Annotated in this window: 23 protein-coding genes; 8 read left to right on the forward strand and 15 right to left on the reverse strand. The window is 70.1% G+C overall.

The window, feature by feature from the left end:
* Positions 1 to 190: 190 nt before the first annotated feature.
* From WAT24_RS10490 to WAT24_RS10500, 3 genes are all read right to left on the reverse strand, one after another.
* Positions 191 to 2,140, reverse strand: a complete 1,950-nt coding sequence (locus tag WAT24_RS10490; RefSeq protein WP_336807813.1) for a M61 family metallopeptidase — start codon at positions 2,138 to 2,140, stop codon at positions 191 to 193.
* A 159-nt stretch (positions 2,141 to 2,299) separates the two neighbouring features.
* A complete protein-coding gene (locus tag WAT24_RS10495; RefSeq protein ID WP_336807814.1) occupies positions 2,300 to 5,056 on the reverse strand; it encodes a Calx-beta domain-containing protein in 2,757 nt (918 codons plus the stop codon).
* A 356-nt stretch (positions 5,057 to 5,412) separates the two neighbouring features.
* Entirely contained in the window at positions 5,413 to 6,300 is an 888-nt protein-coding gene (locus WAT24_RS10500) for a LysR family transcriptional regulator (RefSeq protein WP_336807815.1), read from the reverse strand.
* Positions 6,301 to 6,399: 99 nt separating this feature from the next.
* On the opposite strand from WAT24_RS10500, the gene WAT24_RS10505 reads away from it, so the two are divergent.
* On the forward strand, positions 6,400 to 7,242 hold the full coding sequence (locus WAT24_RS10505; protein WP_336807816.1) for a hypothetical protein: 843 nt from the start codon (positions 6,400 to 6,402) through the stop codon (positions 7,240 to 7,242).
* A gap of 72 nt (positions 7,243 to 7,314) precedes the next feature.
* On the opposite strand, the gene WAT24_RS10510 is transcribed toward WAT24_RS10505, so the two are convergent.
* Positions 7,315 to 8,193, reverse strand: a complete 879-nt coding sequence (locus WAT24_RS10510) for a LysR substrate-binding domain-containing protein (RefSeq protein ID WP_336807817.1) — start codon at positions 8,191 to 8,193, stop codon at positions 7,315 to 7,317.
* A 104-nt stretch (positions 8,194 to 8,297) separates the two neighbouring features.
* Here WAT24_RS10510 and WAT24_RS10515 point away from each other — a divergent pair, with 104 nt between their 5' ends.
* Complete coding sequence (locus WAT24_RS10515; RefSeq protein WP_336807818.1) at positions 8,298 to 8,825, forward strand: lipocalin-like domain-containing protein; 528 nt, start codon at positions 8,298 to 8,300, stop codon at positions 8,823 to 8,825.
* An 81-nt stretch (positions 8,826 to 8,906) separates the two neighbouring features.
* Here the strand turns inward: WAT24_RS10515 and WAT24_RS10520 are convergent, their stop codons facing one another.
* A complete protein-coding gene (locus WAT24_RS10520; RefSeq protein ID WP_336807819.1) occupies positions 8,907 to 9,461 on the reverse strand; it encodes a YdeI/OmpD-associated family protein in 555 nt (184 codons plus the stop codon).
* 200 nt (positions 9,462 to 9,661) lie between these two features.
* On the opposite strand from WAT24_RS10520, the gene WAT24_RS10525 reads away from it, so the two are divergent.
* Positions 9,662 to 10,420: an alpha/beta hydrolase gene (locus tag WAT24_RS10525; protein WP_336807820.1), complete on the forward strand. Its 759-nt coding sequence runs from the start codon at positions 9,662 to 9,664 to the stop codon at positions 10,418 to 10,420.
* A gap of 45 nt (positions 10,421 to 10,465) precedes the next feature.
* Here WAT24_RS10525 and WAT24_RS10530 read toward each other — a convergent pair whose 3' ends face one another.
* The 3 genes from WAT24_RS10530 to WAT24_RS10540 form a co-directional block, all read right to left on the reverse strand.
* Positions 10,466 to 11,587 (reverse strand): ABC transporter substrate-binding protein, encoded by a 1,122-nt coding sequence (locus WAT24_RS10530; protein ID WP_336807821.1) that lies wholly within the window; start codon positions 11,585 to 11,587, stop codon positions 10,466 to 10,468.
* 193 nt (positions 11,588 to 11,780) lie between these two features.
* Positions 11,781 to 12,338 (reverse strand): DUF3228 family protein, encoded by a 558-nt coding sequence (locus WAT24_RS10535; RefSeq protein ID WP_336807822.1) that lies wholly within the window; start codon positions 12,336 to 12,338, stop codon positions 11,781 to 11,783.
* 72 nt (positions 12,339 to 12,410) lie between these two features.
* Positions 12,411 to 13,064, reverse strand: a complete 654-nt coding sequence (locus WAT24_RS10540; protein ID WP_336807823.1) for a glutathione S-transferase family protein — start codon at positions 13,062 to 13,064, stop codon at positions 12,411 to 12,413.
* A gap of 267 nt (positions 13,065 to 13,331) precedes the next feature.
* Between WAT24_RS10540 and WAT24_RS10545 the strand changes: the two genes are divergently transcribed.
* Positions 13,332 to 14,087, forward strand: coding sequence for a M90 family metallopeptidase (locus WAT24_RS10545; RefSeq protein ID WP_336807824.1), 756 nt, complete (start codon positions 13,332 to 13,334; stop codon positions 14,085 to 14,087).
* Between the two features lie 86 nt (positions 14,088 to 14,173).
* Here the strand turns inward: WAT24_RS10545 and WAT24_RS10550 are convergent, their stop codons facing one another.
* The 5 genes from WAT24_RS10550 to WAT24_RS10570 form a co-directional block, all read right to left on the reverse strand.
* The gene (locus WAT24_RS10550) at positions 14,174 to 15,046 is read right to left on the reverse strand and encodes a VOC family protein (protein ID WP_336807825.1); all 873 of its coding nucleotides are present in this window, start codon (positions 15,044 to 15,046) and stop codon (positions 14,174 to 14,176) included.
* A gap of 392 nt (positions 15,047 to 15,438) precedes the next feature.
* The gene (locus tag WAT24_RS10555; protein ID WP_336807826.1) at positions 15,439 to 16,374 is read right to left on the reverse strand and encodes a GlxA family transcriptional regulator; all 936 of its coding nucleotides are present in this window, start codon (positions 16,372 to 16,374) and stop codon (positions 15,439 to 15,441) included.
* A gap of 199 nt (positions 16,375 to 16,573) precedes the next feature.
* Positions 16,574 to 17,293, reverse strand: a complete 720-nt coding sequence (locus WAT24_RS10560) for an SDR family oxidoreductase (RefSeq protein WP_336807827.1) — start codon at positions 17,291 to 17,293, stop codon at positions 16,574 to 16,576.
* Positions 17,294 to 17,320: 27 nt separating this feature from the next.
* Positions 17,321 to 17,962, reverse strand: a complete 642-nt coding sequence (locus tag WAT24_RS10565) for an HD domain-containing protein (protein WP_336807828.1) — start codon at positions 17,960 to 17,962, stop codon at positions 17,321 to 17,323.
* A 222-nt stretch (positions 17,963 to 18,184) separates the two neighbouring features.
* The gene (locus WAT24_RS10570) at positions 18,185 to 19,159 is read right to left on the reverse strand and encodes a GlxA family transcriptional regulator (RefSeq protein ID WP_336807829.1); all 975 of its coding nucleotides are present in this window, start codon (positions 19,157 to 19,159) and stop codon (positions 18,185 to 18,187) included.
* Positions 19,160 to 19,494: 335 nt separating this feature from the next.
* Here WAT24_RS10570 and WAT24_RS10575 point away from each other — a divergent pair, with 335 nt between their 5' ends.
* Positions 19,495 to 21,303: a phosphoethanolamine transferase family protein gene (locus WAT24_RS10575; RefSeq protein ID WP_336807830.1), complete on the forward strand. Its 1,809-nt coding sequence runs from the start codon at positions 19,495 to 19,497 to the stop codon at positions 21,301 to 21,303.
* Here WAT24_RS10575 and WAT24_RS10580 read toward each other — a convergent pair.
* Positions 21,284 to 21,472, reverse strand: coding sequence for a hypothetical protein (locus WAT24_RS10580; RefSeq protein ID WP_336807831.1), 189 nt, complete (start codon positions 21,470 to 21,472; stop codon positions 21,284 to 21,286). The two genes, WAT24_RS10575 and WAT24_RS10580, sit on opposite strands and share 20 nt — an antisense overlap.
* 211 nt (positions 21,473 to 21,683) lie before the next feature.
* On the reverse strand, positions 21,684 to 22,190 hold the full coding sequence (locus WAT24_RS10585) for a hypothetical protein (protein WP_336807832.1): 507 nt from the start codon (positions 22,188 to 22,190) through the stop codon (positions 21,684 to 21,686).
* Positions 22,191 to 22,577: 387 nt separating this feature from the next.
* Here WAT24_RS10585 and WAT24_RS10590 point away from each other — a divergent pair, with 387 nt between their 5' ends.
* The 3 genes from WAT24_RS10590 to WAT24_RS10600 all read left to right on the forward strand — a co-directional run.
* Positions 22,578 to 24,269 carry a TPR end-of-group domain-containing protein gene (locus WAT24_RS10590; RefSeq protein WP_336807833.1) on the forward strand — a complete coding sequence of 564 codons (1,692 nt, stop codon included), beginning with the start codon at positions 22,578 to 22,580 and terminating at the stop codon, positions 24,267 to 24,269.
* Positions 24,270 to 24,913: 644 nt separating this feature from the next.
* A complete protein-coding gene (locus tag WAT24_RS10595; protein WP_336807834.1) occupies positions 24,914 to 25,282 on the forward strand; it encodes a hypothetical protein in 369 nt (122 codons plus the stop codon).
* 44 nt (positions 25,283 to 25,326) lie between these two features.
* On the forward strand, positions 25,327 to 25,483 hold a 157-nt coding region (locus WAT24_RS10600; protein ID WP_336807839.1), incomplete at its 3' end, for a transposase.

The raw sequence follows: 25,483 nt of genomic DNA on the forward strand, positions 1-25,483 counted from the left end.
TCGCGGCGCAACGTTCCGGGACGAAGCCGCGCCGCGCCTACCGCGCCGTCCAGAAGCCGGTCGAGGGCGATCCCCTCGCGCGGGCCGAACTGCGGTAATCGACCAGAGCGCTGCGAGGGCGCCGGGGAAAAGCCGGGCGGCCCGAAGCCGCCCAGCGCCAGTCCACCCGCGAGCCCGCGCCGTCTCCGCGCTAGCTGCGCGGCGCGATGATCTCGCTCAGGTAATCGGGCGTGCCCTCGACGCGTACCAGGTGCGGGTATTGCAGGCCGCCGTGGTAGTCCACCGGCACGGTGCGGTAGCCGCCCTGGAACTTCAGCAGCAGCTGGATCGGCGCCTTGCCGTCCCTGGCCGCGGCGATCGCATCCTTCAGCGCCTCTTTCGAATAGTCCTCGCCGTCCACTGCCACGATCGTGGCGCCGGTGCTGACGCCCGCCTTGAACGCCGGCCCGTTCCAGCGCACGTCGTTGATCTGGCCGTGCTCGTCCACGGTCAGGCCGATCGACCAGGCGAAGTTGAAGATGTGCCGGGGTGACTCGGGGCGGCTGTCGTACTGCTTCTCGTAGTCGCTCGGCTGGCCGGTGTAGACGAGCTTCCAGCCGGTGCCTTCCAGGCCGTCGAGCAGCGGCGGGTCGATCGTGTCGACGCGCGCGCGCAGGAAGCCCGCCCAATCGTAGGCGGCCACGCCATTCAGCGCCGCCACCACGTCGTCGAAGGTGTAGGTGCGGGTCACGTAGCTGCCGTCGTCGACGCCGAAGAAGGCGCGCGCGAAGTCGTCCAGCGACTTGCGGTCGTGGGTCAGCGCGCGCAGCTTCGCATCGACGGCCAGCCACACCATCTGGCCCGCGCTGTAGTACTCCTCGCTCATCTGCCAGCTGCGGTACGGCAGGCCCATGCGGTGGGCCGCGGTCGGATCGTTGGTGGTGTCCTCCAGCGTGCGCCACTGGAAACCCGCGCGGTTGCGGTCGTAGTTGGCGGCGACCATGGCGAGTGCGTCGCGGAACTGCTGCGGCGTCCACATGCCGGCGCGCGCGGTCAGCACGAAGCCCCAGTACTGGGTCTGGCCCTCGTACACCCACAGCAGCGAATCGCCCATCGGCACGTTGAAGTTGGGCGTCCACAGGTCGGCCGGCCGGCGGAACTTGCCGTTCCAGGAATGGGCGTACTCGTGCGCCAGCAGGTCGCGGCCAGGTGCGGCGTCCTTCCAGGCGGTGAAGTAGTCGGCGCCCAGGCCGTTCTCGCTGGACTGGTGGTGCTCCAGGCCGTTGCCGCCGAGCTGGTCCGACAGCGAGAACAGGAAGTCGTAGTGGTCGTAGTGGTGCGAGCCGAACAGCTTCACGGCCTGCGCCGCCAGCGCGCGATGCACCTGCACCTGCGCGGGCGTCATCTCCAGGTACCTGGGCGCGTCGGCGACGATGTCCAGGTGCACCGGCGCCTCGCCGGCCGGGGTGAGGTCCACGCGCTTGAAGTACTGGCCCGCGTAGATCGGCGAATCGACCAGCGTGTTGAACGGCACCGGCTTGAAGGTGGTGGTGTCGCCCGAACGCGAGGCCGTCTTGAGGGCGCTGCCGAACCGCCACCCGCGCGGCAGCGTCACGCTCGGCGCGAAGGTGATGTCGCGCGAGAAATGCCCGGCCGGGTACAGCGCCACCTTGTTCCATTCCAGGTCGAGCATGCGGTCGGTCATCTCGTACCCGCCGTCGCGGCTGGACAGGTACTGGAAGTCCGCGTCGATCGTGGCAACGCCCGCCGGCACGTCCAGATGGAAGGCGTACACGTCGTACTCGTCGCGGGTCCACTCGAGCGGCTTGCCGTTGGCGCGGAGCTCGAGACCGGCCAGCATGGCCACCGGACCGCTCGGCGAGTGGTCGCCGGGGATCCACTCGGGATAGAGCAGCGTAAGGGGACCGGCCTTGACCGGCAGGGTCTCGTGGACGCGGAAGATGCCCTGGCGCGTGTCGCTGGCGTCCACACGCAAGACGACCGTGCCCGGATAAGGCGTGTCCCGTGGCGGTGGCACCCGGGCGCCTGCCGGTGGCTGCGCGCCGACCGTACCGGCGGCAAGGGCCATGGACACGGCCAGGGCCAGAGAGGAGAACCGACGACGCATGGCCGGCGAACCGGCGAGAGGGGCGCGGGACATGGAGGACTCCGGCAGGTGGAAAGCCTGGAAACTTAGCACCCCGGCCCGCGGCGGGCATCCACCGGCACGCCGCACCGGTGGGGCCCAGCGCGCGTCCGCCAACGACAAAGGCCCGCCGTCGCCGGCGGGCCGTTCCGTGTCACGGCATCGCCAGGCGGCTCATTGCCGGCTGTGCGACAGCCCCGGGCAGGCCAGGTCGAGCACGAAGCCGTCGTGGTCGGACACGCCGATCGCCTTGCGCAGGTCGCCGTAGCCGGCCGCGTCGTCCTGCGTCTGGTCCGGCGCGTCGAGGTTGCCTCGGCCGTACTGGAAGCGGCGGAAACAGCGATGGGCCAGGCGATCGAGCAGGGCCTGGTCGAGCACCTGGGCGACCGGCACGTCGCGGCCGGAGTCGTAGGAACCGTTCCGGGCGTAGCCCTGGATCGCGCCCAGCTGCTCGGTGAACAGGAACGAGTAGCGGTCGTTCTGCGGCACCGACTGCACCGCATTCCACAACGCGGGCCGGACGATGTTGCCGCCCAGGTTCAGCAGGTTGGCGCTGTCGTCGTAGGTGCCCGCGATGGCGCCGACCACGTCGACCCAGCCGTCGGTGAACGGGTAGGCGTTGAAGTCGCCCAGCACCACCAGCGGCTCGTAGGCCGACTTGGGATCGGTCTGCAGGTTCTGCACGTCGCGGGCGATGTCCCTGGCCTGCTCGAAACGCTTGGCCCGGTTGCGCGGCGCATCGGTGCCGCTGTCCACGCCGATGCGCGACTTCGGGTGCACCGCCAGCAGCCGGAAGGAGAAGCCGTTGCGGTCCAGCAGGGTGCCCTCCAGCAGCAGCGGTGGGCGGTCGTGCAGGAAACCGGACTGGCCGGTCGCCGGATCGACCCAGGTGGTGTCCCCGCCGAGCTGGGTCACCTCCTCCACGCGCACGCGATCGGCGCGCACCAGGAAGCCCACGTCGATGCCGCTGGGGTCGTGACCGTCCACCAGGTGGGCGCTGTAGGTGACGTGATAGTCCTGCGCGAGCTGGTCGGCCAGCCGCTGCAGCACCGCCTGGCTTTCCACCTCCTCGGCGGCCAGCACGTCCGGCAGCTTCAGCACGCCGCCGATGTAGGCGGACAGGCGCTCGAGCTTGAGCTTCAGCTGTGCCTGCGTGGGCGTGCCGTGGTCGCCGCACTCGTACTGGCTGTTGCCGCCATCGGTATCGCACAGGCGCAACATGTTGAGGTTGCCCACGCGCAGGCCGTGCGGGTTGCCCGGGTCGTCGACCGGGCGCGGCAGCGTGGCCGGATCGAGGATGCGCAGCGTGGTCGGCTGGAACACGTAATCGCCGTAGTCGTAGCTCATCACGCCTTCGGCCACGAAGCGCGCACCGCCGTTGATGCCGGTGCCGGCGGGCACGGCGCCCAGCGCATCGGCGTCCATCTCGAACACTTCCGGATTGCCGTCCCACACGCCCGAGTGGGTGTCCGGGGCCGCGGTGCCGAACGGTACGCCCGGCGAGCGCAGCGAGCGGGTGCCGCCGGCGCTGACGAACACCTCGGCAAATGGATCCTTGCCGTAGCGCTGGTTGCCGCGGTCGACGATGCCCCGGTCCACCCGGATGCGCATACCCTCGAAGCACTCGAAGTTGGTGCTGCCGCACGAGAGGTGCCCGGGGTCGGTGGAAGGCGTATCGCGCCCGAAGACCACCGGCGCCGGCAGGCCGTTGCCGACGCTCTTCACGGTGACGCGGGCGCCGGTCAGCTCGGTCAGTCCGTAGTACTCGACCACCGTGCCGCGCACGTCGACGGCATCACCCACGCTCACCTGCGGGGCGCCACCGGTGAACACGTACACGCCATTGGAGGTCAGGCGGTTGCGGTCGTCCCGGCTGTCGGGCGTCTGCATGGTGAAGCCGGCCGGGCCGACGCTGGTGACGATGTTGTCGCGGGTGATCACCGGCTGCCCCACGTACGTCGAGGCATCGCCGCTGCCCTGGATCTGGAAGACCTCCGCCTGCGCCGCATCGTCGTTGAGGATGCCGCCGATCGCGTCACCCTTGGCGATGGCAAGGCCGGCGGACGGCTCGCTCAGGTGTACCGCGAAATCCTGGTCCGGCTCGACCGTCGTATCGCCGTGCACGGTCACCGTGACCTGTTGCGAGGTGTCGCCGACGCCGAACCGCACCACCGTGTCCAGCGCGTCGTAGTCCCCGTCGGCCACCGTGGCGGCGCCGTCGGCGGTGGTGACGCGCACCTGCACCGGCACGGGTGCCGGCTTGCTCAGGGTGAGCGTGAAGACCAGCGGCGTGGTGCCGCTGTCGCCTTCCGCCACCGCCGCATCGTCCACCGACACGCTCAGGCCCACGTCGGAACAGGCGCTCGCGCGGTTGCGCGGCTGTGATGGCGCTTGCAACACGAAGTCCGCAGCGTTGTCGCCGGTGTCCCGCACGTTGCCCGCGGCGTCGCGGATGCGCGCGTAGGACTGGTCGAGGTTGCCCGAACCCAGCGACACCAGGCGCGTGCCCTCGCCGTAGGCCGAGCCGCTGCTCAGGCCGACCTGGTCCACCAGCCGGCCCGCGCCATCGGCGATCGCCAGGCCACCGGTATCGGTGATGCCGGTGTTGTAGCCGAGGTCGCCGGCGACGCTGCCCGAATAGCCGCCGCTGGCCGTGTTGGTCAGCAGCAGGTAGCAGCCGGGCGCGATCGTGGTACCCGACGGCAAGACGGCCCGCGTGCCGGTGGTGCCCGACGCGTTGGAGGCCAGCAGCGCATAGCCGCCCACATCCAGCGGCGCACCCGAGCCGTTGTGCAGCTCGACGAACTCGTCGTTGCCACCCGCCGGCCCGCGCACGCGGAAGTTGCTGATCGTGAGATCGGCGGCGAGCACCGGCAGCGAGGCCGCAAAAAGACACAGCGCCATCCCCATGGCGCGATGTGATCCGAACATGTCCACTCCCCTTGGTTGTGACTCCATCCCCCTGAACCTAGCAATGCTGCGTGACAACGCCGTTGCATGCCAGCGGCACGCGCCGCGTGTGGCGGGTGCGCCCCGAGCAGAGACGGCATCCGGCGTGAAACGGATGTAGGGAAGCGATCGATCGCCCTGCCCCCACCCCGGGAACAGGCTATGGCGGAGATACGCCAGGAAACGACATGCCCACCACTGAGTCGTTGACGGGGCACCATATGCACCCGCACACGACGTTGCGCATTGAAACCGTACTGCACGTCGTTGCCCCGCCCTCCGCATGGGCAGCGCGGCCCATGAGCATGGTCGGGCCACCGGTGCCGGCCGCGCCGGTATCAGGCGATCAGGCTCTCAACGAAATCGCCGAAGGCCCTCACCTTGCGGGGCATCTGTCGCGTGCCACCGGCGATGAGCATGATCGGTGGACCGTCGTCGGCAAAGCCTGCAAGCACGCGGCGCAGGCGGCCGTCACCAAGGAACGCGCGGGCGGCGGCGTGGTCGACCTGGACCAGGCCCAGGCCTGCCGCAGCCGCGTCGAGCAGAGGATCGAGCGAATCCATCACCAGGTTGCCGGATGGCGCCAGTTCGATCGTCCGACCGTCGCACTGGAAGCGCCACGGCGCAGGCGCACGCGCGCCGATCGGCATGAAGCCCAGGCAATTGTGACGGGCGAGGTCCGCGGGGGTGGCCGGTTCGCCCGCGCGCGCCAGGTAATCGGGTGCGGCGCAGGTTATCCAGCGCACCGCCCCGAGGCGGCGTGCGATCAGCGAGGAGTCCGGGAGCGCCGCGATGCGGATCGCGCAGTCCCAGCCGCGCCCGATGAGATCCTGACTGCGGTTCTCCATCGACAGGTGCAGCGCCAGTTGCGGATGCCGCCCCAGGAACGCAGGCAGGTGCGGCGCGATCAGGCGCCGGCCCAGAACCACCGGCACATCGGCACGCAACACGCCTCGCAACGCCGGCCCGCGTGATATCAGCAGGCCTTCCACCTGCCGCATCTCCTCCAGCGTCCTGCAGCAGTGGTCGAAGTAGAGTGCGCCTTCCTCGGTCAGGCGCAGCGACCGGGTATTGCGCTCGATCAGGCGCACCCCGAGCCCACGCTCCAGGTGCTGCACGTGGGCCGTCACCGTGGCCGGTGAAACGCCGAGTTCGGCCGCGGCGCGCGCGAAGCTGCGCAGCGAGGCGACTCGCACGAAGGAATGCATGGCAGCGAAACGGTCCACTGGCTCCTTCAGCGCCGCCAAAGAGTGAATTCGGAAACCACAGCATAAGCAGGCGCATTCCCTGGATAAAGTGCTGCCGCCCCCCATCCGAGGCCACCCATGACCCGCATCCTCCTCTCCCTTGCCGCCAGCCTGCTGAGCACCGCCGTGCTGGCGCATGGCGCCATGCCCGAAGCGGTGTTCAAGCTCGAGCCTTACCGCAAGACCGTCGCGCTCCGCGCCAGCGTCGACGGACACACGGGCCTGTTCGTGTTCGACACCGCAGGAGGGATCACCCTGCTGGCCCCGGACTTTGCCAGGACCATTGGCTGCACGCCCTGGGGCCGGCTATCCGGGTTCCAGATGACCGGCAAGCGCCTGGACGCACCGCGCTGCGATAACGTGCGGATCGCTCTGGACGGCCATACGTTCGTGGCGCCGGTTACCGCCGTGATCGACCCCGCGCCGCTGATGGCCAAGGATGCGGCCCCTGTGGCAGGCTCTATCGCCTTGGACCTGTTCGCCGGCAAGGCGATCACCGTCGATCTGGTGCACCGGCAGCTGATCGTGGAGACGCCGGCCAGCCTGCATGAGCGCGTCTCCCACGCGACGCCGCTGCCGGTCCTGCTCTCACGCGAACTGCAGGGCCATGCGCTGGCTGCCTCGGTGGGCGTGTCGACCTCCCATGGCATGACCTGGTTCGAGCTGGACACCGGCAACGGCGGCACTCTGCTGGTCTCGCAGCCGTACGCGTCGCTGTTCGGCCTGGACGCCGATGCAAAAGGCCCGCAAACGGCGGATATCCCGGTCGCTCCCGACTTGCACGCCCGCGGCCGCGCGTTCACCCCCGACATGGCAATCGACGGCAACCTGGGCATGCCCTTCCTGCGCGGCAAGGTCGTGACGCTGGATCTGGCCGAGGGGCGTTTGTGGATCCAGGCCGCGGGAACGCAGAACCCCTGACCGGAAGCGCCTCGGCGCTTCACACCGTCTGGCGGCACGCACCCACGGTGCCTAGCCCATCCCGCGTCGACCCTACCCCGGCGCCAGGTGCGCCAGCGCCTGCTCGGTCACTGCCCGACGCAGATGCGTGAGCGCAGGCGAGGCTCCGCCGCTCGCGGCGTGCAGGCACACCTCGACGCTCGGCAACGGCGGCAGGCCGTGCCGTTCGTCCAGGCGCACCAGGTGGGAGGGCACGCCGGCGCTGGTACGCAGGGTGAGGCCCAGCCCGGCGGCCACGCCGGCCCACAGGCTCTGCAGACTGGCCGTCACGAAGGCCGGGCGCCAGACGATGCCGGCCTTGTCCAGCGCCTCGGTGCCGGCCTGACGGAAGAAACACGGCGGGTGGTAGAGCGCCAGATCGAGCACGGCGCCGGGGCGCAGCCCACCGTCCGTACCCGCCGGCCCCAGCCACGTCATCGGCAGCCTGGCCAGCAGCTCGGCGTCGCTGCGCCGGGCGTGTCCCATGGCCAGCACCAGGTCGAGCTCGCCGCGATCCAGCCGTTCCAGCAGGAGCCCGTTGCGCTCGACCGCCACGTCCACCCGCACCGCCGGGTAGGCCTTCTTGAACTGCCCCAGTGCCGCCGGCAGCCAGGACTCGGCGAAGTCACCGGGCAGGCCGAAACGGACCGTGCCGTCGACCGCGGCGCCGCGCACGCTGTGCACCGCCTCGTCGTTGAGTTCGAGGATGCGTCGCGCATAGGCATGCACCCGGTCGCCTGCCTCGGTCAGCACCACGCGCCGTCCCTGCTTGCGGAAAAGCGGCTGGCCCAGTTGCGTCTCCAGCTTGCGCATCTGCTGGCTGACCGCCGATTGCGAGCGCCCGACCCGCTCCGCAGCCCGCGCCAGGCTGCCCAGCTGCAGGATCGCGACCAGCGTGCGCAGCGCGTCCATGTCCAGGTTTGGCAATCGCATGCTGAAGCATTCCTGATCGATCGACGCCGAATTATTCCATTTTTCCGCAACGGCAGTCGGCCTAGGATGCGACCGTCCCCATGCAATCCCCGAGGAACGCTCCGATGCCCCCACGACCCGCGCGCTCCCGTCTTTTCGCCCTGGCATGGCTGTGCGCCGGCTTCGCCTGGACCTGCGGCGCCCTCGCCGCGACCGCCGCCGGCGATTTCCCCCTGGCCGGCACCTGGAACCTCGTCGCGGCCGACGTGCAGCACCCGGACGGCTCGCGCACGCGCGACTACGGCGCCGCACCCAGGGGACGGCTGATGATCGACCGGCAGGGCCGGTACTCGCTGCAGATCTTCCGCACCGACCGCCCGCGCTTCGCCGGCGGCGACAAGGCCAAAGGCAGCGCCGAGGAATACCGCGCCGCCGCGATGGGCTCGAGCACCCACTTCGGCACGATCCGGATCGACCCGGCCAGGCACCTGCTGGTCTTCCACATCGAGGGCGCCTCCTTCCCCAACTGGGAGGGGCAGCAGCAGAGCCGGCGCTACGAGTGGCAGGGCGACGTGCTCAGCTATCGCGTGCCGCCGCGTCCGGACGGCAACGTGCCGATCACCGTGTGGCGGCGCGTCGCACCGGCGCGTTGACCGGCGCCACGGCGCCGGATGCGTCAGGCACGGGGGCCGGTCCAGGCACCAGCCGAAACCGCGCCTCCGGGCGCCATCCGGCTAGGGCGCGTCCGCCGCTTCCGGTGCGCCAAACGCCTTGCTGTAGTACCCGGAGGGATCGAAGCAGCAGACCCGCCGTTTGCCGGAAGCCAGCATGTCGCAGGCATCGGCGATCCGCTTGGCCCGGGTGGCCGGCTGCTTGGCCGAGGTGATCCAGTGGATCCAGTCCACGCGCGCCAGGGTGGTCGTGCTGTCCCAGGCCGCCCGCGCCTCCGGCGCATCGGCCAGCGCATCGCGCAGGTCCGGTGGCAGGTCCGGCTCCGGCTCCTTCGCCACCGGCGCGATCTCGAGCACGACCGCGTCGCCGATCGCCACACCCGCAGCCTCACGCAAGGCCTCATCCACCTTCAGCCAGTGGCTCAGCCGGCCATCCGGTTCGAGCGTGGCGCGGAACGCCTGGCCGTTGAGCGTGCCCTCGACGGTGGTCCTCCCGCGCCGCGGGAGCCGGGCGCTGGCTTCAGCGGGCAGGACCACGAACGCCCAGGACGCGTCACGCGGTTCCACCGGGCGCCGCAGCCTTGCCTCGAATCGGGATGTGCTGTTCTTCTTGGCCATCGTTGTTCGCCGGCGGGATGCGCAAGGGTACACGGCCGTACGACCCGGTTCACCGCCCCTCCCGGCACGCGCGCACGAGCCATGCTCGGGGCAGCGCCCCGGGCCCGCGCCTTCAGGTGGCCTGCCGCCACCGTCGCCCGCGATAGACTTCGGCTTCCACCCAGTGAACCCGACCCAATGGCCCCATGAGGAGCGCCCCCATGCCTTCCTGGTTCGTGCATCAGACCCAACGTTGGATCGTCGTCCTGTCGCTTCTGCTGTCGTATGCGGCGTACGCAGGCGAGCCCGTCACGTTGCAGGCCAGCGACGATGGCACGGTCTTCGGTACCCTGAGCCGCGCCGGAGGACACACCGATACCATCCTGCTGCTGTTCCACCAGGCCGGCGCGAGCCGGCAGGAATACGACCCGCTGGTGCCGGTGCTGACCAAGATGGGTTACGACACGCTGGCCATCGACCAGCGTTCCGGCGACGGCCTGTTCGGCGGCCGCAACGAGACCGTGGCCCGGCGCGGCGGCTCGGCCGACTACCTGGACGCCCTGCCGGACCTGGAAGGCGCGCTGGCCTGGGCCCGGAAACACCACTACGCCCGCATTGGCGTGGTCGGCAGTTCGTACTCGGCCTCGCTGGCGATCCTGCTGGCCGCGAAGCACCCGCAGGCGATCGCCGCCGTCGCCAGCTTCTCCCCCGGCGAATACTTCGACGACAAGGACCTGGTCAAGCGCGCCGCCGCGAAGATCACGGTGCCCTTCTACATCACCACCCGACCCGAGGAAGAGGACAAGGTGCAGGAGGTGCTGCGCGACGCCCACGGCGCGAACGTCACGCACTACCGCCAGGCGGTCGGCGTGCACGGCGCATCGACCCTGGTGCAGGCGCGCGACCCGCAGGGTTACGCCGCTAACCTGCGCAGCTTCACGGATTTCCTGCGCCGGGCGCTACCGCCGGGAACGCCCTAGCGCGGTCCGCAAGCCGAATGCTCCGTCGCCGGTGCTTGGTGGCGATCAGGCCTTCCCGTCGGGATGAAGAACCCGGAAGCGATCGGGGCGAGCCGGATCCCGATCGACGACCTGGATGGGCGCCGTAGCCCATTGCCAGACATCGACGCCCGGCACGCGGGCGAAGCGGATGCGCCCGCGCGTGCCTTCGACGTCGATGTGCGGCCATGCGCCGGCCAGGCCCGCCCGGTCCGTGCCGTGCGTGCGCAGCGCGTCGGCAAGAACCAGGAGGGTGTCGTAGCCCTCGAAGGCGACGAAGGACGGTGCCTCGGCCAGCCGTTCGCGCAGGACGGCTTCGACGCGCGCCCCCAGTGGCGAGAGGCGCGCCGGCAGGTAGCGCAGGAACGGAACCGCGGCACCCTGGTCGCCCAGCGACCCCGCCCAGGTGGCGAATTCCGGTTGCCCGGCCGGCGCGCCCAGCAACACCCGGGCGAGACGCCGGTCGCGGCGGACGGCGTTGACGATCGAGACGGCCGGCTCGGGAAAGCCGACCAACAGCAGGAGCGCGGTCGCGCCGTGGTCGACGACGGCGTCGCCCACGGCCGCCGGACCCAGCGCGCGCGCATCGAGTTCGATCACCTGGCCGCCGCGTGGCGCGAGGTGCTCGCGCAGGATGTGCGCCCCGGCGTTCCAGTACGCACTCGGTTCGGTGGCCACGGCGATGCGCCGGTGGCCCGCGCGGAGAAGGACATCGGCGTAGATCGGCCAGCTGCGGGACTGTGGCGGCGCGAGGCGCGCAACCCGGTCCGTCGGTCGATCGGTGAGCGTATCGAGCACCGCCGAGGCGCAGAGGAACGGCACGCCGAGGGCATCGGCCCTGGCTGCCGCGGCGCGGGCGACGACGCTGTGGTACTCCCCGGCAAGCGCGGCCACGCCCAGGCCCGCGAACTCCTCGACGGCTGCGGCGGCATGCTGCGGATCGCCCCGGGTGTCGCGGACCACCAGCTCGAGCGGCCGTCCGGCGATTCCGCCCGTGGCATTGACGTCGCTCGCCGCCAGCTGCAGCCCGGCGAGCAGATGCCGTCCGGCGTCGATCCAGCCCGGCCGGGTGAGCGGGGCCAGCGCGCCGATCCGGACAGGCGCGCCCGCGAACGGCCCCGGCGCATCAGACCGCGCTATCGGCTTCATGCATCGTCTCGCGCATGACCATCGGGAACAGGCGGCCCGTGGCCGCGCCAGGAGCCCCGGCACGCGGCGTCGAGGACGTGCCTCGATCTTGCAGGATCCTCCGGGGACGAGCGTCCGCAAGCCGCCGCGCTGCGGGCCGTGCCACCGCCACCGACCGCACGCGACGAGTCATCACCCCCGGCACCCCGGCTCGTCACCCGCGCCAGTTGGCGTGCGTGCGCCAGAATTCCACGCTGCGGCGGTAGGCCTCCCGGTCCAGCGGCACGCCCGAGCCACCCTCTTCCACGCCCAGCGCGTTGCGCATCATGGTGATCGGCGCCATCGGCGTTTCCTCGGGCTCGGCGGTGTACATGCAGCCCACCACGCCCCAGTCGGCCTGGATGGGCGAACCCTCCTTCGCCAGCTGCTCGCGGCTGTACAGGATCGGGATCAGGTAACCGGCCACCGGCGGCTCCAACCCCTCGAACCAGCGCACCAGCACCGGCAGCTCGTCGCGCGTGCGCGCTTCGTAGTCCGAACGCAGCAGGTGCCGGTTGTCGTCGGTAATCGGCACCGCCAGGCAGCGCGTGGACGTCCAGTTGCGATGCACGTGCAGCTTGCAGAACGGCGCATAGCCGTCGAGCACCTTCAGCGGCGGGACCTCGTTGAGGTGGCGCTCGAACGCCTCGGGCGTGCAGTCCTGGATCGTGTTGCGGCGCGGCTCGCGCGGGAACAGCCGCGGGAGGGCGAAGTCGGTGAGGGCGATGGACATGCGGCGCTGGCCGTGGCTCGGGGCGCATGATTATTGCCTGATCGGGGCGGCCCCGACCAAGCAACCAAGACGCTACCCGCCCTCTCTCACGGCGGCAGCCACCGCCGCCTGGGCGGCGTAGGCGCGCTGGTAGGCGGGCCGCGCTTCGCCACGTGCGACGTAGGCCGCCAGTTCCGGAAATTCGTCCAGCAGGCCCGAGGGCCTCAGCCGGAGCAGCACCGACACCATCATCAGGTCGCCGGCGCTGAAGGCGCCATCGAGCCACTCGGCATCGCCCAGGCGGGCGGAAAGCTGGCGCAGCCGGACGCGGATGCGCTCCAGCACCAGCGGCAGGCGCTCCTGGGCCCATGGCTTGTCGCCCTCCAGGATCTTCACGGTGACCAGCTCGAGGACCGGCGGCTCCACCGTATTGACGGCAGCGAACATCCAGCTGATCGCCCGCGCACGCGCGTCGGGGTCGAACGGCAACAGGCCCGCATGGCGCTCGGCGATGTGGAAGACGATCGCACCGGTCTCGAACAGGGCGAGCCCGCCTTCCTCGTAGGTGGGAATCTGGCCGAACGGGTGAATGGCCAGGTGCGCAGGTTCCTTCATCGCCTGGAACGAGACCAGGCGCACCTCGTAAGGCTGACCCACCTCTTCCAGCGCCCAGCGGACGCGCGTATCGCGCGACAGTCCGCGGCCGCCATCGGGCGAACGTTCGAAGGCGGTGATGGTGATAGTCATGGTGAGGCTCCTCGTGGCAAAGATCGCATGACAGGGCGGAAAGCGGCCGGACAGCGCCGCGCTGGAAACGCCCCATCAGGCCAGGGCGGGCTCCCGATCGCAGGATGCCATCCCTACGACGATCCGCCCCCGCGCGGATCGACACGGCCCGGAGAACGCCGAGCGAACCTGCGCCGCCACCTGGCGCCTCCCCGCCGGCGCCTGTGCTTGAGAAAGGCGCATACCGCCCTGATCCATGGAACGCCACGACTTCCTCCCGCAGGGGCCATGCTCGACACCATCCGAAACTGGCGCGTACGCCGCGTCGTCGCCCGGCACCCCATCGCCGAACCGCTCTGGCAGCACGCGCTACGCCAGTGCGCCCCGGCGCGCCGGCTGGGCGCTACGGACCAGGCCGCGCTGCGCGTGCTGGTCACGCTGTTCCTGGAAGACAAGGCGCTGGAGCCGGTGCAGGGGCTGGAGCTGGACGAGGCCGACCGCGTCCTGCTCGCGACCCACGCCTGCGTCCCCATCCTGAAGCTGGGCCTGGACTGGTACGACGGCTGGCACAGCGTGATCGTCTACCCGGACGCGTTCATCCCGCGCCGCACGCACACCGATGAAGCCGGCGTGGTTCACGAGACCCGCAACGCGATGGCCGGCGAGGCGTGGGGGCGCGGGCCGGTGATCCTGTCGTGGGCGGACGTGCTCGATGCCGGCAAGGTACCGGGCCACAACGTGGTCATCCACGAGATGGCGCACAAGCTCGACATGCTCAATGGGGAGGCCAACGGCTTCCCGCCCCTGCAGCGGCGCATGGACCGCCGCGCCTGGACGCAGGTCTTCTCCCGCGCCTGGAACCGCCTGCGCGACGATCATCGCAACGGCCTCCCCTTGCCGATCGACCCGTACGGCCTGGAAAGCGAGGCCGAGTTCTTCGCGGTGGCCAGCGAGCAGTTCTTCGAGCAACCGGCCGCCCTGCGCGAGCACCTGCCGGAGGTCTATCGGCAGCTGGAACAGTTCTACCGGCAGCACCCGTATTGAGGCTCGGCGCCCGAGGCCGGTGGCGCCGCCGCGAGCGCGGTCCTGTCGCGGCTGCGGGTGGCGGCAGCCGCGCCGAAGCACGCTCCTCAATTCGCTGCTCGCGTGAGCGCAGCGCTCTCCGAAGCGCCGGCACACGGCAGCCGGCCCGGCGACGTGGCATGGAATTCGACCGACAGCCCGAGGTCGGCCTGCGTGGGCGCGAGCACGGATTCGCCGGACAGGCCGCGATAGGTGGTCAGCTTGCGCTGGTAGCCGCGTTCGGCCCAGCGCTGCGCGCGGCCCAGGTCGCTCACGCCGAAGCTCACGCCCAGCACGCGCGGGCCGCCGCTGGCCAGGGTGTCGGCGGCGATGCCCTGGCCAGCGGGCTGCAGCGCCAGCAGCGCGGTCGGGCCGACCGGTACGCAGAAGCCTGCGGCACCCACCTGGGGCAGCCTGACCGGCACCGCGTGGCCGAAACCCATCTTCGCCAGTTGGCGGCGGTCGGCGTCCGCGTCGCCCGACAGCAGCCAGATCGCCGACAGCTCGCGCGCGCCGTTGGGGTGCTCGCGCGTCACCCGGTGATCGCCGGCGTTGGCCGGGTCGAACTGGTCGGGTGCATAGTCGGCGGCGTAGTCGATGAAGAAGGTGTTGCTCGACAAGGGCGCGCGATCGAACGCGAACAGTCGCCAGCCGGGCCTGGCGCCATCCGGCCCGGTGAAGAACGGCGTGACCGCGTAGCCGAGCCCCGCCAGCCTGCGATGGATCGCATCGAGCGCGGCGGCGCGGAAGCCGAAGGTGCGCGACCCCGGCCCGCCCTTGAGCGCCTGCCGGTCTTCCTTCATGCCCGGGTCGAAGGCCGGATCGGGCCGGGTGATGCCGAGCAACTCGACGAAGCTGCTGTCCGCGAAGCGGACGTATCGGTTCTCGACGCCGCCGGGGTCGCGTCCGGGGCGCACCTGGAAGCCCAGCTTGACCGCCATCACCGCGGTCGCCTGGGATGCTGCGTCCCCACAGCAGGATGTGGTCCAGCCGCGTGGAGGATGCCGCTGGCGCGGGCGTGGGTGTCGAGGCCCCGGCGGTGCCCAGGCTCAGGAGCATCAGCGAAACGGACAGGATCAGGCGCATGTGGACCCTCGCGCGAAAGCTTCGGTTGTTCCCCGGGAGACGAGCGGCGGCCTGCGGGGATTGGCCACCCAGGTCCGTGGACGCCTGTTCCGGCCTCAGGGGAATCGGTCCGGACCGACGCTCGGGCGACGGCGCCCGAGCGGCCTTTTATCGGCGGTTCGAGCCGCGCCGGCAAGGACAATTTCCGGACAAAAACGGCCAACGCCGATGCGCGTGCAAGGCCGGCACCGCCGGCCACGACGCGCGATCAGACGCCCGCGCTGCGGCGCAACGATTGCGGCGACATGCCGAAGGCGCGCACGAAGGCACGGCGCATGCGGCTGGCGGTGCCGAACCCGGTCGAGGCGGCGATGTGGTCCAGGTCGCGATGGCTGGTCTCCACCGCGATGCGGGCCGCCTCCAGCCGCAGGCCTTCGACGACCTTGGCCGGCGTGGCACCGATCTCCGTCACGAAGGCGCGGGCGAAGTTGCGCGGGCTCATCGCGGCACGCTCGGCCAGGCGTTCGACCGTCATTGGCTCGGTCAGGCGCGCACGCATCCAGCCGATGAGTTCGACGAAGCGACCGGTGCGGCCGCCCCGCTCGACCAGGGCGGAGTACTGCGACTGCCCGACGTGCCGCCGCTGGTGCACCACCAGCTGCTGCGCCGTGCGTCGTGCGAGACCGGGGCCGAGGTCGTCCTCGACCAGCGCCAGCGCCAGATCGATGCCCGCCGAGATGCCCGCCGACGTCCACAGCTTGCCGTCGCGGACGAACATGCGGTCGGCATCGAGACGCACCCGGGGATAGCGCAGCCGGAAGCGCTCGGCCACGTCCCAGTGCGTGGTGGCGAGGCGGTCGTCGAGCAGGCCGGCCTCGGCGAGGAAGAACGCGCCGGAGCAGACGCCCGCCGCGCGGCGCCACGCCTCGTCGCCGAGCCAGGCCACGATGTCGCGCTGGCTTTCCTCCAGCTGCGCCAGGGTGCCGCCCGAGACGATCACGGTGTCGAAGCGCTCCTGCGCCAGCGGCTCCGCGGCCAGGCTCACGCCCGCGGAGCTGCGTACGACACCGCCGCGCGGGGCGAGCACGCTGACCGCATAGCTGCCGGGCCGGAAGCGCTCGGCCGTCTCGAACACGGCGACCGGACCTGCGGCATCCAGCAGCTGGAAGCCGGGAAAAACGACAATGGCGATCTTGCGTCGCATGGCTCCGGTCGTCCGAGTCGGTCCGGCCGGGAAGGTGGCGGAGCGACTAGCCGCGCGTCAAGCTGCAAGTGGGCAACACGCACTTGCACGCGCTTGCGGGGATTCGCCGGCGCGCAAGCCGCGGCGAGCGGACCTGCCCCGTCGACTCCGGCGGTAGCGGGCACGGAAGGCCCGGTGCGTGCCCGCCCCGCTCAGCCGATCACGGCGCGGTCCTGCCGATCGACCCGCCGCCGTCGACGAACAAGGTCTGCCCCGTGATGAAGCCGGCCTCGTCGGACAGCAGGAAGGCGATCGCCGCCGCGATTTCCTCAGGCTTGCCCAGGCGCCGCATCGGGATCATGGACAGGAACCGGCCCTCGGCCTCGCTTCCCGCCGGCGTGTTGCGGCGGAACATCTCGGTCTCGACGGGGCCCGGCGCCACCGCGTTGACCGTGATGCCGGTCTCCGCCAGCTCCATCGCCCAGGTGCGCGTGAGGCTGTTCACGGCGGCCTTGGCGGCCGCATACCCGCTGCGGTTGGGAATGCCCACCGTCACCAGGCTGGTCACGTTCACGATCCTGCCCCAACCTTTCGCCTTCAAGGTGGGCAGGAGCGCCTGCACGGTCTGGATGGTGGAGTGTACGTTGACGTGCATCATGGCGTCGACGTCGCCGAGGTCGATCTGCCCCAACGGGTGCAGCCGGGCCAGGCCCAGGTTGTTGACCACGCCGTCGAAGGCATAGCGCCCGGCGAGGTCCGCCAGCGCGCTCGCCAAGGCGCGGGTGTCGCCCATGTCGATCGATACCAGCGTGCCGGGGAAGCTCGCGTCCGGCTCGCGGGCGATGCCCACGACGTGGTGGCCGGCGTCGGCGAGCCGCTGCGAAAGCGCACGCCCGATGCCCTTGCTGGCGCCGGTGACGAGGAAGGTGCGAACGGCCATGATGGGCTCCTACGGTGAAAGCGGCGGTCAGGTCGGCCAGGCCGAGCCCAGGATCATCGAACAGAAGTTCCGGCGGACGTAATGGATGTCCTTGAGCGCCAGCACGTCCGCCTTGACGTTGCCGAACGTCGTCCGCGGCTTGCCGATGAGGCCGTTGGCGAGGTGGTCGATGATGTTCTCCTTGAAGTTCGCCTCGCGCGGGTGATGCGCGCAGACGTGCTCGCGCTGCTCCCGCGTGAAGTCGTCGTAGGCGATGCCCAGCACGTCCATCTCCACGCCGGCCGTCACCAGCGCGATCGTCGGCCGCATGTGCTCGGGGATGCCGGGCGTCGTGTGGAGCGCGATGGCGGTCCAGACGTCCTCGATGTCCCGCCCGGCCATGCCGTGGCTGCTCATGAAGTCGCGCGCGGCGTTGGCGCCATCCACCTCGAACCGCAGGTCGGGACTCGCATGGCGAGGCGTGAGGCCCATGTCGTGGAACATGGCGCCGAGGTACAGCAGCTCGGCGTCGAAGCTCAGGCCACGTCGGGCGCCGGCGAGCGCACCCCAGAAGAACACCCGGCGGCTGTGGTTGTACAGAAGGTCGTCCTCCGTATCGCGAACGAGCTGGGTCGCCGCGCGGGCGATCGCGCTGTCGGGCACGCGGACACCGGCGATGACTTCGGGCATGGGAATGGTCCTCCGAGGGGCGGGGGCACGAAGGTGGCCGCGCGCGCTCGTGCTGCGAGGCCCCGGGGCACCGTGCCGGGTGCGCGTCATTGTGGGTGCGCACCCGCGGGCGACCAATGGGGACGTCACCGCCGATCCGGACAAGCGCACGTCGTTTCACGACAACGCCGCTGGCGGTGTCTCCGTGCGGGACAGCGCGACCGCGTGTCTCCGAGCGAAGAGCTAGCGCGGACCCGCCGGCCGGAAGTTGGCCCGGTACTGCGCCGGGGTGACCCCGAGGCGAGCGGAGAAGACGATCCGCATGCGGTCCGCGGAACCGAACCCGCAGTCGTAGGCCACCGTCTTCAACGGCCGGTCGCTTCCCTCCAGCAGCATGCGTGCCGCATCCACGCGCACGCGCTCGACGAATTCATGCGGCGTCACGCCAGCCTCCCGCACGAAGTGCCGCGCGAGGTTCCGCGCGCTCATCCCGACCACGGCGGCAAGCGACGCCAGCGTGTGGCGCGCAGCGACGTTCGCCATGACATGGGCCTGGATCCGCGCGATCGGCGAGTCCCGGTCCGCCGGCGCCGCAAGGTAGGGGCTGAACTGCGACTGCCCGCCCTGGCGCTGGGCCACGACCACCAGCCGCTTGGCGACCTTCAAGGCCACATCCGCGCCGTGGCGCTCCCCCACCAAAGCCAGCGCCAAGTCGATCCCGGCGGTGACGCCGGCCGAGGTCACGAGGCGGCCATCGCGGATGTAGATCGCATCCGACTCGACCCTGGCCGCAGGGAACCGCGTCGCGAGCGCTCCGGAGATCTGCCAGTGCGTGGTGACGCGCCGCCCATCGAGAAGGCCGGCGTGGCCAAGCAGGAAGGCGCCCGTGCAGATCGATCCATAGATCTCCGCGCACTCCGGCATCGCCCGCACCCAGCGGGTCAGGCGCGGGTCGGGCTCGGCCCCCGGCAGCGCCGGCCCGCCGGCAACCAGCGCGACGTCGTAACCGCCGACGGCTTCCTCGAAGGCCAGATCGGCCAGCATCTGCATGCCGTTGGACGCACGCAGCGGCTGGCGGTCCGCCGCGACCAGCCGGACCTCGTAGCGATCATCGGCAGCCAGGTAGGCGTTCGCCTCGGCGAACACGTCCACCGGGCCCGCGAGGTCCAGCGCCTGCACGCCCTCGTGAATGACGATCGCGACCGTTCGCGCCGGCAAGGGACACCACCTTGTCTACACCGTAGCCTCGGCCTATATGCGGGCGAGCGATAGGCTTTCCAGCACGCCCACGCGAACTCGCGCGCCGGCGTGGGAGGCAGGCTGAAGACCCGGCGAGCCATGAACAGGCTGACCGGCCGCGCGCATGCACGGGCTGTTCGTGACCCGGGCCTTCACCGCGTTTCGCCGCAGTCACGACACGGCCACCGCTAATCGAAAACTCAGCCCCGAGGGTCATCGTTGGTAACCGCTGACCGGGGCCTGCGGTCTGCAGCCTTCCGGTGTCGAGGTTGTCCGTCCACCGAACCGCTCGGAGGGCGCCCGGTCCGCTCGGGTTGCCCGGTGCCGCCGGCTGCCTCGACCGCTTTTGTCGACCTTCTTCCGATGCGGTGACGACGATGATCGGGATGGACCACGCGTGGCTGACCAGGCGACGGGTCGCACTCGCCTCGATCGCCGTGCTCGCTCTGCTGCTGATGATTCCGAACGTGGCGCTCGTGGTCGCGAGCACGCACGTCAAGAAGCCCTCGTGGGTCGCGGCCAGCCTCGTCGCGCCGGCGGCCATGCTGCTGGCCTACTTTGCCGTGCTCGGGCGCCGCCCCCGGCTGGCCTGCCTGCTGATGGCGCCTTTTGCCGCGCTGGTGCCGACGGTGGCGCTTTACATCCTGCGCTACCGCTCGCCCGTCACCGAAGCAGTGGTGGGTACGGTCATGGCGACCAACCCTGCGGAGGCCGCCGACTTCCTGGGCCCCTGGCTGTGGGTCCTGGTTGCCCTGTCCCTGGCCGCCGGCGCGTTCGCCATCGTCGCCGGCCGGCTCGGCGCGCGCGCCGGCCTGCAACTGGTGAGCTCCCGACGCGTCCATACCACGCTGATCGCGCTCGCGGCGGTGCCGGTGATCGCGTTCGCCAGCTTGCAGGTCGCGGCGAGCCGCGAGCCGCCCGCCGCCCGGCTCGCGGGCGGCGACGACGTGGACTCGCGCTCGTTCCGGATCGCGCAGGACAGTTACCCGTTCGGCATTCCCCTCACGCTAGGCGTCTGGTGGAGCGACCGCGTCCGCGCGCAGGCAGCGATCGCCAGGACGCAGCGCTTCCGGTTTCACGCCTACCGTGCCGTGCACCCGGACCGACGGCAGATCTACGTGCTGGTGATCGGCGAAAGCAGCCGGAGCGACCACTGGCAACTGTTCGGCTATGGCCGCCCCACGAATCCTGAGCTGTCGCACACCGGGCACGTGATCCCGGTCACCGACATGGTGTCGCCCTGGCCGATGTCGATCGGCGGCGTGCCAGCCTTGCTCACACGCAGGCCGCCGCAGCTGGGCCTGTTCCAGCCGTTCGAGGAGCAGTCCGTCGTCGGCCTCATGCGGGAAGCCGGCTTCGACACCTGGTGGCTTTCGAACCAGAGCCCGAGCGGCGACTGGAACTCGCCCATCACGGTCTACGCCGAGGAAGCGCAGCACCTGGAGTGGCTGACCCTGCAGAAGTACGACAGCAGCCTGCCCGAGCGGCTCGCCGAGATCGTGCGCGAGACCCACGGCGACCTTTTCGTGGTGCTGCACACGATCGGGAGCCACGGAAACTACGACAGCCGTTACCCGGACGCCTTCAAGCATTTCGTGCCCACCGTGCAGGACGGCGGCCCGCTCGCCACCGATTATCAGCGTGTCACCAACAGCTACGACAACACCGTCCGCTACACCGATCACGTCTTGAGCCAGACCACCGACGTGCTCGAGCGGACCGACGCGGTAACAGCCATGTGGTACCAGTCCGACCACGGCGAAACCCTGCCGACGGCCACCTGCGCCATGACCGAGCATGGCCACGGCTTCCGCTACGAGTTCCCGGTTCCGACGCTGTTCTGGTACTCGGATGCCTACGCGCAGGCGTTCCCGGGAAAGGTTGCCACGCTCCGCGCCAACGCGAACAAGCGCGCGACCAGCGCCGACACCTTCGCGACGCTCGCCGACATGGCAGGCGTCGGCTTCCCGAGTCACGACCGCTCGCGCAGCCTGTTCAGCCCGACCTGGCGCTACCGGCCGCGCATCATCCATCCGGTGTGGCAGGAAGGGAACGCGTGGGTCGACTACGACCACGCGGACCTGGGGAATGGCTGCGAGCTGGTCAGGGGCCGGGCGGGCTGAGCCCGGCATCGCGATCGTCGTGATCGGCCAGCAGCCGCTCGCCGGCCAGGTGCAGCTCGCCGGTCGTCATCCCCGGCCTCGCGGCATCGAGCATGGCCTGCAGCGTCAGCGACACGACCGGGCCGACCCGCTTCAGGGCGTCGACGTCTTCTTGCGTTTCGATGGTCACGCAGGCACTCCACGGTTGCGATGCGCGCAGTCTGCCTTGCGGGGCGAGGGTCGGTCCGAAAGCGCCTGGTGCAGCCGCAACCGTGACCGGCCGGGGCAGCACTCGAGGGGGAAGTCGAGTCTGCCCCGGTTCTCTCGAACGGCCCGGCACGTGGGGGAGTCACCGGTCCGTACGATCAGTGCATCCGGCGCCTTTTCATGCACATCGCTGCCTAGTCGCGCAGATCCACCTCGGCGACGCGGGGATAGACCGCCTGCGTCGATGCCACGGGCCGGCTCTCGACGCCGGACTGCATCAGCCGCGGAGCCAGGGTGCAGCGCGCGCCCCCCGAGGGCATCGTCCGCTTGCAGTACACATCGACGATGGACACCGTGTTGCGGGCGCCGTCGATCAGCTGGATCCGCTTGGCCACGCCGGGGCCCGACGCGTTGTCGATGGCGACAGCGACATGCGTCACGGGGACGCCGCTCATCCGCGCGGACTCCGATCGGTCGGCCGCCTGCCGTGCCTGCACGTACTGCCTGTGCGTGTTGCCGACGAGCGCATGCAGTGTGTAGCCCGTGTGCAGGTTGGCCACGTAGGTGTCGTACTGGCCCGGGACCGCGTAGACCGTGACATCGCGCAAGTTGGTGGCCTGGGTCTGGTCCTGGGCCGCGCTGGCGCCGCCGGCGGCGACGAGACCGAGCGCAAGTGTGGTGGCATTGATCAGGTGTTTCATGGAAGCCTCCCGACGGACGCCGATGTCCGTGGGAGGATTCTGGGTCGGGGGCCATGCCGCTTGCTTGAGGAACCCCGGAGGGATCCGCGCGGATTCCCTGAGGATTTCCGACGCGGTTGTTCCATGGGCAGGGAAGGCCCTGCGGGTGCCGCTTCATCCGGTCCAGACGGTCGCGACCCGACCCTTCGCCCGCGATCGACGCATGCGTCCCCTGCCCACTCACCAGGGTGCATGACCGGCGCCCTGCCCCCGCCCGCACCGCATGCGCGCCGACGCCCACACCGATCGAGCCTGGAGGAAATGTCGCGCCGGGTCCGCTTTTCGCCGCCGCACCGCCCGCCCGCGCGTTCGATCCCTCCTTGACCGCCGCTGTGATATGGCGGCCTCGTGGCCATAGAATCGAACAGTCCACGGGTCGACTACGCGTTCGGCGACATCCGCGTCGAGCCGGCGGCCCACCGCGTGCTGCGCGATGGCCACGAGCTCGAACTGGAGCCCAAGGCCTACGCCGTGCTGCTTCAGTTCGTCACCCATCCGGGCGAGCTGATCCGGCACGACGACCTGCTCGAACACGTGTGGGGGCACAAGTGCGTCACGCCGGCATCGCTGAGCCGGATCATCTCGCAGTTGCGCCAGAAGCTCGGCGACGAAGCGGCGGAGCCGCGCTACATCCAGACCGTGCACGGCCTGGGCTACCGCCTGATCGCCGGCGTGGTTGAAAAACATCCGACGGAGGCCTTCGCGGCCGAGCGCGACGCGCCCCGTCCACGCCGCCATCCGGACGGCGACCCCGACCGCCGCCGCATCGCCGTGCTGCCGTTCGTCAACATGAGCGGCGACGTGGAAAACGAGTACTTCAGCGACGGCATCGCCGAGGAGATCCTCAGCCTGCTGACCAAGCTGCCGCAGCTCAAGGTCTCCTCGCGCACCTCCTCGTTCTTCTTCAAGGGCAAGGAGGCCGACCTGCAGACGATCGCGGCCAAGCTGGACGTCGGCACGGTGCTCGAGGGCAGCGTGCGCCGGGCAGGCAACCGCGTGCGCATCACCGCCCAGCTGATCGACGTGGCCTCCGACTCGACCCTGTGGGCCGAGACCTACGACCGCGAGCTGCGCGACGTGTTCGCCATCCAGGACGACATCGCCCAGAGCATCGTCGATGCGCTCAAGGTCACCCTCTCGCCGAAGGAGCGCCGCGCGATCCAGTACGTCGCCACCGCCGACGTGCAGGCGTACGACTTCTACCTGCGCGGGCGCAGGCATTTCTACGCCTGGAACCGCCGCGACTCGCTGCGCGCCATCGCCATGTACGAGCGCGCCATCGCACGCGACCCGAAGTACGCCGCGGCCTGGGCCGGCCTGTCCGATGCCTACGTCATGCGCCACCGCTTCCTGGACCGGAACCCCGAGCACGTCGACCGGGCCATGGAGGCCAGCGAGCGCGCCCTGCAGATGGACTCGGACTCGGCCGAGGCGCACGCCTCGCGCGGCCTGGCGCTGTACATCAGCCAGCGCTACCAGGAGGCCGAGCGGCAGTTCGAGACGGCCATGATGCTCAACCCGAACCTGCTCGAGGGCTGCTTCATGTACGGCATGATCTGCAGCTCGCTGGGCAATTTCCAGAAGGCCGCCTGGCTGTACCTGCGCGCCGCCGAGGTCAGCCCCACCGACTACCTGCCGCAGGTCTACCTGGCCCAGGCGTACAGCGAGATGGGCCGCAAGGACGACGAGACGAAGACACGCCATCGTGCGCTCGAGCTGATCGAGCGCGCCCTCGCAGCCAATCCCGACGACGCGCGCGCCCGCTACATGGGCGCCGCGAGCTTCGCGGCGCTGGGCGAAAAGGCCAAGGCCATCGAATGGGCCAACCTCGCGCTGCGCTCGAGCGAGGACGAGCCCATGATCTTCTACAACGCCGCCTGCACGTTCGCGGTGCTGGAGGAACACGACCGCGCCATCGACCTGCTCGAACGCGCCGTGCAGCTCGGCTGGGGCGACCGTGCGTGGATGGCCAACGACAGCGACCTCGCGTCGCTGCGCGGCAAGCCCCGCTTTGAGGCGCTGCTGACGAGCCTGAACTGAAGCGCGCGGGCGGGCGCTGACCGCGTTGGCCCCCGTCGCGTCAGGCTGGGAGTCCCAAGCGCCACCGGAAAAGACGCGAGCGCCAAGCTGAGAGTCCCACGCGCCACCGAAAAAGACTCAAACGCCGCACTCAGAGTCCCGCCCGTCGCCCGGAAAGACCCAAACGCCGCGCTCAGAGTCCCGCGTGCCGCCGAAAAGCTCCACGCACCCGGCTCCGAGAGCTTCGCACCGGACAAACCACCCGCATGCACTTCGATCAAGGCAACCAAGTGCGTTTGACCCGCCCGACTCTGGCAGGCTTGGAAGACCGCTCGCCGTCAACCACAGGGGAACCGACATGGAAGAGTCAGCACTTGCCTTCGTCTCGTTGGACGACCGCATAGAAGCGCTGCCCGAGCATCCTTCTTATCAGATCATGCCCACTCGCCGCGTGCGGTGGGGATACGCACTCGTGGCCGTTGCGGGCACGTTGGGCCTGCTCCTCGGGAAAATGCGTTCGCACGCGCCCTGGGTGGCGTTCGTCATGTTGGCGCTACTAGCCATCGAGGTCGCGGGAGCGGTCCTAGTTGTTACCGCGCAGCTTCCGACTTCAACTCACCGTTGCCCACGAACGTCGGGCATACGCCGAAACCCTGGATTTCGACATGCCGCACCATGAAGGCCTGATCTCTTGGCTGCGCTCATTCCCACCGGATCGCCTGACGGCGATGAGCGCCTTCGCCAGCCATCGGCTGGAACGCTTTCGCAGCAAGCTGCCTTTGGCAACGGGCGGGATCGAGAAGCTCGGTGCGTTGCCTGCTCTCGCCGCGCTCGTGGTTCAGTTCAAGGACATGCAGTGGCCGCCACACCCGAGCTGGACGCAGATCGTCCTGTTCGCGGGGCTGATGTTCTTCTATTGGTTGTGCATGCTGCTGCTCAGCCAGCGATTCCGACTCGAGCTCTACGACGCTCTCTTGAGGAAAGCGCTTGATGCAGGCGCCGCAGGGAGGGTAATCCCCCCGCCGATTAGCTGACCCCAGAAGTGGAATTTTCTCGTAGTCTTTCCCGAGGAGGTTCCATGAAGAAGTCCCGCTTCACCGACAGCCAGATCATCGCCGTACTCAAGCAGGCGGAGGCCGGCACGCCCGTACCGGAGCTTTGCCGCGACCACGGCATCAGCTCGGCGACGTTCTACAAGTGGCGCAGCAAGTTCGGCGGCATGGAGGTATCCATGG

This window comes from Fulvimonas yonginensis, from assembly GCF_037137055.1.
In the GTDB taxonomy this organism is placed as follows: domain Bacteria; phylum Pseudomonadota; class Gammaproteobacteria; order Xanthomonadales; family Rhodanobacteraceae; genus Frateuria_A; species Frateuria_A yonginensis.